The sequence below is a fragment of the Methanomassiliicoccus sp. genome (assembly GCA_012719175.1).
Taxonomy (GTDB): Archaea; Thermoplasmatota; Thermoplasmata; order Methanomassiliicoccales; family Methanomassiliicoccaceae; genus UBA6.
Window position 1 is genome coordinate 236734 of record JAAYAX010000011.1, and the last position, 12943, is coordinate 249676.

The following is a 12943-nucleotide window of genomic DNA, read 5'->3' on the forward strand; positions in this document are numbered from 1 at the left end:
CCTCTTATCCTTCCATTTCCTTTCTGACCATGGTGTGAGGTATGTACGAGATCAGGTTCCACGGGCGGGGCGGGCAGGGTGCGGTCATGGCCGCACAGTCCCTTGCGGACGCAGCGGTGAGATCGGGCTTCCATGCGCAGGCCTTCCCCTATTTCGGGGCGGAGCGCAGGGGCGCGCCAGTTCAGGCGTACGCCCGCATCGACACCAAGAAGGTCCGCACCAAGAGCCAGGTGCACAACCCTGACCTGCTGGTGATCATGGACGAGTCGCTGTCGGACATGGCCGACATCGCCTCCGGCCTCAAGGTGGAAGGCAGGGTGGTCATGAACACCACCAAGCGCCCCGAGGAGGTGGACCTGGGTAAGGGAGTGGACGCAATATGCGGCACTGTGGACGCGTCGGCACTGGCGCTGGAAGTACTGAAGATGCCGGTCGTCAACACCTCCATGCTGGGCGCTGTGGCCAAGGTGTGGGACGTCGTTCCCCTGGAGAGCATCGTGGAGGCCATCGAGGACCGCTTCGGTGAGAAGCTGGGGGCAAGGGCGGGGATGCTCAACGGCGAGGCCGCACGGGCGGCCTACGACTCTACCGTCATCGGTCGCACACAGGGAAGGAAGGAGTACGGCAAGATCGCGGAATGGGCTCCAGAATGGAACGACATCCCCATCGGCAACTCGCTGAGGTCGGACACCTTCGAAGGTGTGGCCATAGGTCCCGCCTCCTCCTCCCAGAACCTCACCGGAAGGTGGAAGTGGTCCACGCCGAGATACGACAAGGAGAAGTGCATCCGATGCCTCCGCTGCTGGTGGTCCTGCCCCGATAGCGCGGTCATCAGGCTTGACGACGACTATATGCGCTGGGACATGGACCACTGCAAGGGGTGCGGGATCTGTGCGGACATCTGCCCGGTGAACGCCGTCGAGATGGTCCAGGGGGCGCACACATGGTAGTCAGGACCATCACCGGGGATGCGGCTGTGGCATACGGTGCCATGCTCGCCCGGGCGGAGGTGGTGCCGGGATTCCCGATAACGCCCCAGACCATCATCATCGAGAAGATCACCGAGTTCATCAACGACGGCCTCATGGACGCTGACTTCATACCTGCGGAGAGCGAGCATTCAGTCATGTCCGTGGCCGTGGGCGCATCGGCGGGAGGGGTCCGTACATTCACCGCCACCTCTTCACAGGGCCTGGCCCTGATGTATGAGATGCTCTTCGCCGCCGCACCTAGCCGTCTGCCGGTGGTGATGGCCGTGGCCAACCGCAGCCTGGGAGCGGCCTCGGGGATATGGACGGAGCACAACGATTCCCAGCCGGTGCGGGAGAGCGGCTGGCTGCAGGTGTACGTGGAGGACAACCAGGAGGCGTTGGACATGACCATCCAGGCCTTCCGCATCGCCGAGGACCACCGCGTCATGCTGCCCATCATGGTGTGTCTGGACGGCTTCATCCTCTCGCATGTGGTCGAGGGCGTGGACATCCCCGAGCGGTCGATAGTGGACAGTTTCCTCCCCAAGTTCGTCCCCGTGAACGTCCTGGACCCCAGGGAACCGTTCATGATCAACCCCGTAACCCCGCCGGAGTTCGCCACGGAGATGCGCTACCAGCAGGACCGGACGGTCGAAGCCTCCAAGCCGGTGATAATGGAGGTGGATCGGCAGTACGCGGCGCTGACCGGCCGCAGTTATGGCGGCCTGTTCGAGGAGTATCGTATGGAGGATGCGGAGATAGCGCTCGTGGGCGCGGGGACATGGGCCGGAATAGCCCGCGAGGCCGTGGACCAGCTCCGGGCCGAAGGGACGAGGGCGGGGCTGATCAAGCTGCGGTTCATGCGCCCCTTCCCGGGAGAGGAGCTGCGACTGGCGACAGCACACCTTAAGGGACTGGGGGTGTTCGACCGCTCTGCCGCCTTCAACGGTTACGGTCCTGTGTTCACCGAGATGCGCAACGCGCTGTACGGGAGCGGGGTGCCGATAACGGACCATGTCGCCGGGATCGGGGGCAGGGACATCACGGTGGAGATGGTGAGGGAGATGTACGAGATCGTCGAGGGGAACGCCTCCGGGGAGAAGGTCAGGGAGTGTACCTGGCACGCGCTGAGGGGGGAGCAGAGATGAACCGTATGAGCAGCATGAAGGACGTGCCCCGCGAGGACATGCTCATGCACGGCCATGGCGCCTGCCCGGGGTGCGGGTACGCGGCCACGGCCAAGAACATCGCCAAGATGCTGGGCCCCAACACCGTGGTGTACGTCCCCGCCTCCTGCCTCGTAGTGTTCGGCGCGCTGTACCCCACGTCCTCGTGGAAGATACCGTACTTCTACACTGCCTTTGAGAACACGGGGGCGGTGACCGCGGGCATAAAGGCCGCGCTGCGCCGCCGGGGCGTGGATGCCACCGTCGTGGGTATGGCCGGCGATGGAGGCACGTTCGACATCGGGCTGCAGGCTTTATCCGGCGCCGCCGAGCGCAACGAGGACGTCATCTACGTATGCCTGGACAACGAGGCCTACATGAACACCGGGATCCAGAGGTCATCGGCGACACCCTTCGGGGCGTGGACCACCACCACGCCCGTGGGCCAGGTGGTCAAGGGCAACCGCTACTTCAAGAAGGACATCGCCCGAATCGTCGCCGATCACGACGTGCCGTACGTGGCCACGTTGTCGGTGGCGCACTTCACGGATTTCGTACGCAAGGTCCAGAAGGCCAAGGAGACCAAGGGTTTCCGCTTCCTGCACTGCCTCACCCCCTGCATTCCGGGCTGGAGGATCGAGCCCTCCAAGGGCGTGAGCATAAACCGCCTGGCGGTGGACACTGGCATGTGGACGCTGTACGAGGTGGTGAACGGCGTGCCCAAGGTGACGTACAAGCCCAAGAGCATCGCTCCCGTGACCGAGTACCTCAAGCTCCAGGGACGGTTCAAGCACATGAGCGAGGAGGACATACTGACCCTTCAGGGCTGGCTATGCGAGAAGTGGAGGGCCCACTACGGGGAGGAGCCAGGGAGCCCGCCATGTCCCGTACCAGTGCATGAGGAGGTGCTGGCGCACGACGGTGACCCGCTGTACGGGATATGACATGGCAAGGGGCAAGTACTAATTACCGCAACTGTGTCCTGGACCTCATGTCCTTCTCCCTCGGCATGCCCGCGCTCATCGAGATGCCGGACCTTCACCGTCTGGTCGACCTATGCCAGGAGCTGGAACTATCGTTCATAGAGCTGAACATGAACATGCCCGACAATTGCCCCGAGGTTCTCGACCCGATGGAGGTGAGGGACATCTCCAGGAGCACGGGCATCGAGTTCACGCTGCATTCCCCGGACGAGCTGGACCTGGGCTCTCTGCACCCGACGGTGCGTGACGGCCATCTCAGCCGCATGCGCGAGGCCCTGGGTTGGTCCAGTCAGGCGGGTGTGAGCGTCATCAACATGCATATGAGCCCCGGCATATACTTCACCCTCCCCGACCGCCGGGTGTGGATCTATGAGAAGTACATCGATGAGTTCACGGCCAACCTTTGGAGGGCCTACAAAGAGATAATCCCCCTGGCCAAGGCCTCGGGGGTGCAGATATGCACCGAGAACGTGAACAATTTCGATCTCCCGTTCATCGTCCAGGCCATCGACGAGCTGTGCTACATGGACTCCTTCTACCTGACATGGGACGTAGGCCACGATGCCCGGAGCGATTTCCGTGAGCAAAAGCTGCTGTTCAAGCATGTGGACCGGGTGAAGCATATGCACCTCCATGACTACAACGGCAAGAGCGACCACCAGGTGCCAGGCACCGGGATACTCGATATCCCTAGCTACCTGTCCTTCGCCCAGAAGCATGACGTCCGTGTGCTTGTGGAAGTGAAGACGCCGCAGGCGCTGAGGGATTCGGTAAAGGCCGTCCGAGGGATGTTGTAAATCGCGGGAAAAGCAAGCTGCCGGGACGACACAGCGGCATACGATTACCTTCTTCTTGAGGGAGCAGGATACTCCAGCGATGAACATACTCGTCGTGCTCGCTCACCCCAGCCCTGAGAGCTTCAATCATGCGATCGCCAGTACCGTGCTGGAGCAGTTAGGCAAGGACGGTCATGCGGTCAACTTCCATGACCTCTGCGCAGAGGGGTTCGATCCCCTGCTGCCGGCGCAGGAGATCCCCAAGGGCGCGACCCTTGATGAAGGCCTCTCCCTGCACTGCCGCCAGCTGGCCGAGGCCGACGGGATAGTGATCATCCACCCCAACTGGTGGGGGCAGCCTCCGGCCGTCCTAAAGGGATGGGTGGACAGGGTGGTGCGTCCCGGAGTCGCTTACAAGTTCGTGGAGGGTGATGGCGGAGAGGGCGTGCCCGAAGGGCTGCTGAAGGCCAAGGTTGCGCTGGTGTTCAACACCTCGAACACCCCCATGGACAGGGAGAGGGCGGTGTTCGGCGACCCGTTGGAGGCCATCTGGAAAAGCTGCATCTTCGATCTCTGCGGAGTTAGGACGTTCCATCGCCGGATGTTCAGTGTCATCGTTACTAGCACATGCGAGAAGCGTTCCGAGTGGCTGACGGAGGTACGCGAAATGACGGGCGAATGCTTCCCTCCCGATAGGTCCATCGGACCATGACCAGAGGAGCGACGGCATCTGTACTTCGTCCTGTACTCTGGGCCGCGGGCGATGGTGGAAGTAATTATAAATACGGCCGTTTCTTTGGCCTGTTTGCATTCTCGTGCAACCGATGAATGATGAGGATGTGTTACATCCGAATGAGGTGAAAAAATGGCAAAAGCAATGTTCGTTCGTTTCGAGATGCCCAAGGAGCTATCGGACAAGGCCTACGAGATTGTAGAGGCCGCCCGAGACACCGGAAAGATCCGCAAGGGGACCAACGAGGTTACCAAGTTGGTAGAGCGGGGAGATGCCGTCATGGTCGTCATGGCCGAGGACGTTCAGCCCCCAGAGATACTTGCTCACATGCCCCTCCTGTGCGAGGAGCGCAATGTCATCTACGCTTATGTTCCGTCCAAGGCCGAACTGGGACACGCCGTCGGCCTTGAGAAGCCGACCGCCTCGGTCGCCATACTGGACGCTGGAAAGGCCAAGCCCCTGCTGGACAACTTCTCCGAGCAGGTGAAGAAGCTGAAGCAGTGAGCCTGGAGGACTTGACATGCCTGAGGACGAGAGCAGCATACCTTCGGAAGTGGTGGAGATCATCGGTCGTACTGGTATGACCGGCGAGGCCACCCAGGTCAAGGTGCGTGTGCTCGAGGGCCGTGACAAGGGTAGAATCATCACCCGCAACATCATGGGCCCCGTGCGCATGGGAGACATACTAATGCTTAGAGAGACCTCCAGAGAGGCCCGCAAGCTATCCATACGGTGATCTGAATGGTCGAGAGAAGGGTCTGCTCCTTTTGCGGAGCGGAGATGGAACCCGGCACCGGCAAGTTGTTCGTCAAGAAGGACGGCACGGTGCTATCGTTCGATACCAACAAGTGCTACAAGAACATGATCGAGCTGGGCAGGATCCCCCGGAGGACCACCTGGACCCGCGCGGCCAAGAGGGAGAAGGAGATCACCCTTGCCGCCGCCGCGCCCAAGGAAGAGGCCGCCGCCCCTGCTGATGAGAAGATCAAGAAGATCACCGCCAGCAAGGTCCGCCGGAAGAAGGCGTCCGCTCCTAAGAAGAAGGAGTGAGCCTACCATGGAGCGCACTTTCGTGATGCTCAAGCCCGATGCTGTCCAGCGTGGGCTCATGGGCGATATCCTGGCACGCATCGAGGCCAAGGGTTTCAAGCCCGTGGCTATGAAGTTCATGCGCATACCCAAGGAGCTCGCGGAGCGCCATTACGGTGAGCACAAGGGCAAGCCGTTCTTCCCTGGCCTCATCGAGTACATGACCTCCGGCCCCGTGCTCGTGATGGTGTGGGAGGGTGAGAACATCATCGCCGCCATGCGGACCATGATGGGCGCCACCAACCCCCAGAACGCCGCCGTGGGCACCATCCGCGGCGACTACGCCCAGCAGACCGGTAGGAACCTCATCCACGGCTCCGACGGTCCTGAGTCGGCCAGAAGGGAGATCGAGCTGTTCTTCAACGACTACGAGCTCCAGAACTGGAACCGCAGCCTGGACCCCTGGTATCTAGAGTAAACCGTTTCCGGGCCACGCCCGAGATCACTTTATTTTTTCATCCTCTTCATCGAAGATGTACAGCTCGTCAAGCGTCGTTCCCAGGGCCCTGGCGATCTGGTGCGCGAGCTTCAGTGAGGGATTGTAGGCGTTCTTCTCCAGGTACACGACGGTCTCACGGCAGATTCCCACCTTACTGGCGAGCTGCTCCTGCGTCATGTCGTACCGCGCCCGGAACTCCTTGATGCGGTTCCTCATGCCACCTCTCCCCTCGCTGAGAGGTACCTCTTGAACAGCCAGTAGGAGCCGATCATGATGAAGAACATGATGGTGGTGAACGACTCGAGGGGGATGTCGATCACGTTCGCGATGCTCAGGACGGTCACCACGGCCAGCATGAGGTAGGCGATCCACCATGAGAACGCCATGGCGGAGTTGTGTATCTTTTGCGTCCTCTCGTCCCTGAAGATCTCCCCGGTCCTCAGTAATCTCCAGCGGAAAATGGCGAAGAACAGGAGGCCGCAACCGATGGAGATCATCAGCGTTATGGCCGTATCGCCCCCCATTTCCAACACGATCATGGTGATGGTAACTAGTATTAGCATGAACCCGGCGACGAACGTTATCCTGATTGCACGGTCCATAATCATCCCTCACTGGTGAGTATGATGCGCTCCTTGCTGAGGCGGTTAACCAGCATTGCCGGCACTGCCAGCAGGCCGGCGGCGGCAACGCCTAACAGGGCGAGGCTCTGCCACGAGACCTCCGCGCTGTTCTGGGGCAGGGAGATCAACACCGCCAGCATGGAGAAGATCAGCACCATGACGCCCACGCTGACCATCCGGGTCGTGCGGGCCTCGAAGTTCAGCTGCACGAACCCCATGAGGCCGATGAAGGACGCCACCAGAGCGGGGAGCACGGCCGCGATGTACACCACCGCCGGCAGCCCTATGGCCACCGGACCTTCCCCCAGGACTAGGATAACGCTCACGACGGCAGCGAGGTAGGATATGACGACCGCCGGTATGAGCGTTCCCAGAATCTTGCCGGACCACAGGTCGCGGATGTCCACCGGTCCGCAGAACTGGGTCTCCAACGTGCCTGACATCTTCTCCTGATTGAACGCCTGCCCCGAGAGGCTGAAGGACGCGTACATGCCGATCATGGTGGAAAGGAATATCCACTGGAGCTCGGAGAACGCCGAGGAGTTGAGCCAGGCGAAGAGCATGGCGAATATAGCGATCGATATCAGCGCCCGCTTGTTGGCCTGCAGCTCCAACAGCTCCTTCCTGGCCACGGTGAGCATTACGCTCATGCGGTGGCCCCCTGCCCCAGGACCTCGAAGTACACCTCGTCCAGCGTGCGGCTCCTTATTCTGTACTCCTTGACGTCCCACCCCCACTCCACGAGCTCCTTGACCCATATGGGGCTCTGCAGGGACATGTCCACGGTGGCGCCTCTGCTCTCTGCTTCCATGACCCTGCTGTCAGTGAGAAGTCGGGACACCGCCTCCCTCGCTGCACCCTCATCGGAGAGCACAACCTCCACCTCCATGCTCTTGGGCGAGCGTATCTCCTCCATGGTCCCGCTGAGCCTTACGCTCCCGCGGTCAAGGATGGCCACTCGGCTGCAGATCCTCTGAACCTCGTCGAGGTTGTGGGTGTTCAGGAACACCGTCATCCTTCTCCTTTGACCGAGGTCCTGTATGATGGTGCGGAAATCCTTCTGGGCCTGGGGGTCCAGGCTGCTCGTCGGCTCGTCCAGGAACAGCACCTCGGGCTCGCCCAGAAGGGCCCGCGCCAGGCCCGCCCTCCTCTTAAGGCCGGTGGACAGCGTGAACACCGCGTCATCGCCACGATCCTTTATCCCCACCTCCTCCATGACCTCCTCCACCTTTCTCTGCCGATCACCGATGCCGAAGAGGCGTGCATAATGGTCGAGGTTGTCCCTCACCGTCAGGCGCTCGTATAGACCGTGCCTCTCGAACAGCACGCCCACCTTCCGCCTCATCTCCTTGGACGTGGACAGGTCCTCCCCCAATACTAACGCACTCCCTGCAGTAGCGTTCAGCAGCCCTAGGACGATGCGCATCGTGGTGGTCTTCCCCGCTCCGTTGGGTCCGAGGAAGGCGAAGATGTCGCCCTGTTGGACATCCAGGGACACGTCCCTCAGTATCTCATGGCCGGCGATGCTCTTCCCCAGGTGCTCGATCTCTATAGCCTTCATCGCACCACCCCCATGGATTGAACGATATGCATCAGAAACCCGATCGACTCGAAACCAGGGCGCACCCAGCGTATAGACATCAGTATCCCTCTTGTGAATGTTCCCTCACAAAATGTGAAGTATTTACCACAATGTGTGAGGTATCTTCCACAATATTAAACTTATTCCTCCTGATCCGTAAAACAGACTCTCAACGGTCCGTCCGGGTGGTGGCAAAGATACTAATATCGATTCCAATATCGGAAGTTCCATGTCGACCAGACAGCCTATCGTGAGCGTCCTGGGTCATGTGGATCACGGCAAGACCTCCTTGCTGGACCGAGTGCGCGGGAGCGCGGTGGTCCAGCGAGAGGCGGGTCTCATCACTCAGCACATAGGGGCCACTGAGGTTCCGGTGGATCATATCTATAAGGTCTGCCGTCCGCTCATAGGGGACAAGAAGTTCAACGTCCCCGGCCTTCTGTTCATCGACACCCCCGGCCACCAGTCCTTTACATCGTTGCGGGCGAGGGGCGGGGCGCTCGCCGACCTGGCCGTACTGGTCATCGACATCAATGAGGGTCTTAAGCCACAGACCATCGAGTCCATCTCCATCCTCAAGCGGTTCAAGACCCCGTTCATCATCGCCATGAACAAGATCGACCTTCTCGAGGGTTGGCAGACCTCTCCCAACAAGCCGTTCATTCTCAGCTATAAGGAACAGGCCGAGGAGGCGAGGGCCAAGCTCGATGAGAGGATGTACAAGATCATAGGAGACCTCTACGAGAAAGGATACTCCGCTGACCGCTACGATCGCATCGAGGACTTCACCAAGGCCATCGCCATAGTGCCCATCTCGGCACGCAACGGTGAGGGTCTACCAGACCTGCTGCTGGTCCTCATCGGCCTAGCCCAGCGCTTCCTGGAGGAACAGCTCGAGACCGAGGAGGGCCCGGCGCAGGGCACCATCCTCGAGGTGAAAGAGGAGAAGGGGTTAGGCTCCACGCTGGACGTCATCATCTACGGGGGCACCCTCCACCGGGGTGATACCGTGATCCTTGGTACCAAGGGGAAGCCGCTCACCACCAAGGTGAAGGCCATCCTCAAGCCTAAGCCGTTAGACGAGATACGCGATCCCAAGGACCGCTTCGACACCGTGAAGGAGGTATCGGCGGCTATCGGAGTGAAGCTCCTTTGCCAGAGCATCGAGGGCGTGGTCGCCGGAGGTCCCCTCAGGGGAACCGGCGGCAATATGAACGAAGCGATGGACGAGGTCGTCAACGAGACCAAGGTGAACATCGACATCGTGGATGCGGGCGTTTACATCAAGGCCGACGCCATAGGTTCCCTGGAGGCGCTGGCCTACGAGTGCAAGAACGCGGAGATCCCCATACGCAAGTACGACACAGGGGCCATCTCCCGCAAGGACATCATCGACGCCGCGGCCTATGGAGTGCCGCAGCACCGCGTAATACTGGGATTCGGCGTCGACCTTCTTCCAGAGGCCAAGGAGGCCCTGCCGAGCTATCCCATGAAGGTGTTCACCAACGATGTGGTCTATCGCCTCATCGAGGATTACCAGAATTGGGTGGAGGAGGAGAAGCGGCGGATGGACATAGAGAAGAGGGCGGAGTATGCCTTCCCCGGTAAGGTCAAGCTGCTTCCCAACTGCGTGTTCCGTGTGTCCAAACCGGCCATAGTCGGCGTCCGAGTGCTTGCCGGGAGGATACGTCCGAACCAGACGCTCCTGAACATCGATGGTGTGGACGTCGGTAAGGTCCGCTCGATCCGCTCCGGTGAGGAAGTGGTCAAGGAGGCCATTCAGGGACAGGAGGTCGCTGTGGCCATCGAGGGCCCCACGGTCGGTAGGCAGATCAACGTCGAGGACATACTCTACGTGGACCTGCGCGAGACCTCGCTGAAGGAGATGCAGGCCATGGACCTCAACCCCGACGACCGCATGGTCCTCGAGGAGCTGAAAGAGGTCAAGAGGAAGACGGACAAGTTCTGGGGAATGTGAGGACAGCTAACTATTAAGGGGATCGATAGAGGCGGAAAAAAATGGGGAATGGTGCCAACCACTCACCCAATGCCGAACATACCTCTGACCTGATCAATATCCATGACGATCTTCGTCTCTACGCTGTGATAGCCGAGCCAGGCCATCATCTCTGGTTCCATGGAAAAACCCATGAATGCTTCCATGTTCGGAGCCTCATAGATATTAAAAAATCGTGTGGCCTGGATGGTCAGTGAAAGAGTTGATCTTTTTTACACCATGTTTGGCTAGCAACTCTTCGAACCTCTGTAGAAGGGTTACCGTTGGCCTCCTGGTCTGCTCATTAAAAAGCGGGCAGCTCTCTGGACTATGCCTACTTATCTGCATTATATACGTTTTTTCACCTCCATACCAATGGCGACTTCGAACGAGAGCCGTCAGAAAAGGAGTCAGTGCCCGGAGATAATCAAACTATCCCTCAACCCCCTTGATCAAAATGCATGATTGTGATGACCGTCCTTAGTCTGGAGCGATATGGTTTCCACTTTCATAATTTAACTGGATCAGGTCGCTAACAATGACCTAAGTTCTCATTCGCGGGTCGCCCTAAGCTGATACTTAACCTCTGCTTCATGGGGCCGTATGCAGGCGAAAATCGCCAAAAACGAGTTTCGTTGATGGCTTTCGGTTCGCCACACCATAATTGAGATTTCCAAAGACCAGAACCCCATCTTTAGAACCTCCAAGAACCTGACAACCGAACCCTCCCCTAGGGCAGACTGCGGTCAGTAATGTATTACAGCGTCGTTCATCAATTCAGGACCAACATGACTGCTGAGCTTCTAACGATTGGGACCCTGTCAGTGCTCACTCGGTTGACACCTAAGACGCTACGTTATTACGAGGAGAAGGGTCTGCTCGTCCCGGCCAAGAAGGAGATAACTGGCTACCGCATCTACAGCTTCGAGCAGGTTGCTCGCGGCCTCCTCCTCAATCGCCTGTCCGGCCTCGGGTTCGGCATCCAGGAGATGAAGGCCATCATCGACGTGGTCGATGGAAGGACCGATCGCTCATCCGTAGAGCCGATCATCGCCGCGAAGGTCATCGAGACCAGGGAACGGGTGGAAGAGCTTGAGCGGATCAGAGAGGTCCTGGAGACAACGGATCTGGAGAGATTGATAGACATGAGCCAGGAAATACCGAAGATAGTGGAGGTCGCACCGATCAGGATCGTGTCGAAGAGAGGTAAGGGAGCATGGGCGGTAATAGTCCCTCAGCTGATGGAGGAGGTATACTCCGCCATTGGCTCGCAGCCTCAGGCCCGTATCACGGGCCCGCCCATGTCCATATGCCACGATGAGGAGTATAAGGAGAGAGACCAGGACGTGGAGGTCTGCGTACCGGTCTCCGGTCGGGTGGTGGTGGATGATGACCTGATGGTAAGGACCATCGAGGGCGGTCCGGCGGTGTCGGCCATACACAAAGGGCCGTATGACACGGTCGGAGAGGCCTGGGGTAGGGTGTTCAAGTTCGCTCAGGAGAACGGGCTGAAGCGGAACGGGCCTGACCGGGAGATCTACCTGAACGATCCAATGAAAATACCGGTCAGAGAGGTCCTGACCGAGGTCCAGCTGCCAGTAGAAAGGTCGGCGACTCCCTGACCTATCCTTCATAAAACTGACCGAGGACGCAAGAGGTAGGAACATCGAAGGGCTGTTGATGACCGCCCTTGCCCGCCATGAATGTGCTAGGCTGCTCATGCGATATTGGTCCTCGGTATTTTTTGCATGAAGACGCACCCAACAGGCTTTCAAGTCCATATGCTGGGTTCGGTGCATTTTTCCCGATTGAGCGATGGAGTGAGGTTACTGACTTTAGCATTTATCCATTCTGGTGAATGTGAGAAAAATTGTTACCGATAGGCTAGTTAGGGAAAGCGACATCATCCCTGGCCTATCATGGCCTTTAGAGAACGGATGACCTCGATCATCTTCGGATCATCGAGGGCCTGGGCCACGGCGATCGGAGCAATGGTCGCCGCGATTGAGTTTATCTTGTTCACCTGAGCTTTCGTGAACCCCTCATCGATCTGCGCGAAAAGCCCTTTTCCAATGTCCTCAGCATGTGAGGAGATCAACTGCATTACCTTGGTCAATCCCTCTTCCAGCTCTTCCTCGTGTCCTTCCTTGATCTTTAGGTCGAAACCCGAGAGGTACTCCTCCATTCCTTCGAACTTGACTATCCATATCCTTTCTTCCGGACGTCCCTTTAAAGGGAGAGAGCCTTTCCTTGAGTTCTCCTCCCCCACCACCATGAAACATGCTGACGTCGGTGAGTAGAACTTTTCCACGAGGTTATTTCTTACTGTCTCGACCCTTGTAACTGCTATAAGTCCCGCCTTCTCGAGGATCTTGATATGATAATGCACCGCCGCCGGTGAGATCCCCAGCGTTCTCGAAAGCTGGCTTATCGACCTTGACTGAACGGCCATCTCCTTCATTATTTCACCCCGAGTGGGGCTCATGAAGATCCTGGCTATTTCAACATCATCGATAACGCGAATGTCAGGTCGCAATCCTATCCTCCTTTTAAAGAAATGCTTAAAAGGTACAAATAAATTGCTA

The 12943-nt window shown here is 58.8% G+C and carries 16 protein-coding genes; 11 read left to right on the forward strand and 5 right to left on the reverse strand.

Translation table 11 applies throughout. The features are described 5' to 3' along the window. The first annotated feature begins 41 nt into the window (after positions 1-41). From GXX95_08935 to ndk, 9 genes are all read left to right on the forward strand, one after another. Positions 42-950: a 4Fe-4S binding protein gene (locus GXX95_08935; protein NLT38265.1), complete on the forward strand. Its 909-nt coding sequence runs from the start codon at positions 42-44 to the stop codon at positions 948-950. Beyond that, positions 944-2119, forward strand: coding sequence for a hypothetical protein (locus GXX95_08940; protein ID NLT38266.1), 1176 nt, complete (start codon positions 944-946; stop codon positions 2117-2119). Before GXX95_08935 ends, GXX95_08940 begins: the two co-directional genes overlap by 7 nt. A 14-nt stretch (positions 2120-2133) precedes the next feature. Next, on the forward strand, positions 2134-3081 hold the full coding sequence (locus GXX95_08945; GenBank protein NLT38267.1) for a pyruvate synthase subunit beta: 948 nt from the start codon (positions 2134-2136) through the stop codon (positions 3079-3081). Next, on the forward strand, positions 3078-3917 hold the full coding sequence (locus GXX95_08950; protein ID NLT38268.1) for a sugar phosphate isomerase/epimerase: 840 nt from the start codon (positions 3078-3080) through the stop codon (positions 3915-3917). Before GXX95_08945 ends, GXX95_08950 begins: the two co-directional genes overlap by 4 nt. Before the next feature lie 79 nt (positions 3918-3996). After that, complete coding sequence (locus GXX95_08955; protein NLT38269.1) at positions 3997-4608, forward strand: flavodoxin family protein; 612 nt, start codon at positions 3997-3999, stop codon at positions 4606-4608. A gap of 153 nt (positions 4609-4761) precedes the next feature. Continuing rightward, on the forward strand, positions 4762-5133 hold the full coding sequence (locus GXX95_08960) for a 50S ribosomal protein L7ae (GenBank protein NLT38270.1): 372 nt from the start codon (positions 4762-4764) through the stop codon (positions 5131-5133). Positions 5134-5149: 16 nt separating this feature from the next. After that, positions 5150-5365, forward strand: coding sequence for a 30S ribosomal protein S28e (locus GXX95_08965; protein ID NLT38271.1), 216 nt, complete (start codon positions 5150-5152; stop codon positions 5363-5365). A gap of 5 nt (positions 5366-5370) precedes the next feature. Then, positions 5371-5679, forward strand: coding sequence for a 50S ribosomal protein L24e (locus GXX95_08970; GenBank protein NLT38272.1), 309 nt, complete (start codon positions 5371-5373; stop codon positions 5677-5679). Positions 5680-5686: 7 nt separating this feature from the next. After that, positions 5687-6136 carry a nucleoside-diphosphate kinase gene (ndk, locus tag GXX95_08975; GenBank protein ID NLT38273.1) on the forward strand — a complete coding sequence of 150 codons (450 nt, stop codon included), beginning with the start codon at positions 5687-5689 and terminating at the stop codon, positions 6134-6136. 24 nt (positions 6137-6160) lie between these two features. On the opposite strand, the gene GXX95_08980 is transcribed toward ndk, so the two are convergent. From GXX95_08980 to GXX95_08995, 4 genes are read right to left on the reverse strand one after another with little or no spacing between them, the layout of a single operon-like run. Then, positions 6161-6373 carry a helix-turn-helix transcriptional regulator gene (locus tag GXX95_08980; GenBank protein ID NLT38274.1) on the reverse strand — a complete coding sequence of 71 codons (213 nt, stop codon included), beginning with the start codon at positions 6371-6373 and terminating at the stop codon, positions 6161-6163. Further along, entirely contained in the window at positions 6370-6759 is a 390-nt protein-coding gene (locus GXX95_08985; GenBank protein NLT38275.1) for a DUF2178 domain-containing protein, read from the reverse strand. Before GXX95_08985 ends, GXX95_08980 begins: the two co-directional genes overlap by 4 nt. Positions 6760-6761: 2 nt before the next feature. Then, positions 6762-7430, reverse strand: a complete 669-nt coding sequence (locus tag GXX95_08990; protein ID NLT38276.1) for a hypothetical protein — start codon at positions 7428-7430, stop codon at positions 6762-6764. Continuing rightward, positions 7427-8341 (reverse strand): ABC transporter ATP-binding protein, encoded by a 915-nt coding sequence (locus tag GXX95_08995; protein NLT38277.1) that lies wholly within the window; start codon positions 8339-8341, stop codon positions 7427-7429. Before GXX95_08995 ends, GXX95_08990 begins: the two co-directional genes overlap by 4 nt. Positions 8342-8591: 250 nt before the next feature. On the opposite strand from GXX95_08995, the gene infB reads away from it, so the two are divergent. Both infB and GXX95_09005 read left to right on the forward strand, forming a co-directional pair. Continuing rightward, positions 8592-10340 carry a translation initiation factor IF-2 gene (gene infB, locus GXX95_09000; protein ID NLT38278.1) on the forward strand — a complete coding sequence of 583 codons (1749 nt, stop codon included), beginning with the start codon at positions 8592-8594 and terminating at the stop codon, positions 10338-10340. A gap of 806 nt (positions 10341-11146) precedes the next feature. Next, on the forward strand, positions 11147-11980 hold the full coding sequence (locus tag GXX95_09005) for a MerR family transcriptional regulator (GenBank protein NLT38279.1): 834 nt from the start codon (positions 11147-11149) through the stop codon (positions 11978-11980). A gap of 281 nt (positions 11981-12261) precedes the next feature. On the opposite strand, the gene GXX95_09010 is transcribed toward GXX95_09005, so the two are convergent. After that, complete coding sequence (locus GXX95_09010) at positions 12262-12894, reverse strand: helix-turn-helix transcriptional regulator (protein NLT38280.1); 633 nt, start codon at positions 12892-12894, stop codon at positions 12262-12264. Positions 12895-12943: the final 49 nt, after the last annotated feature.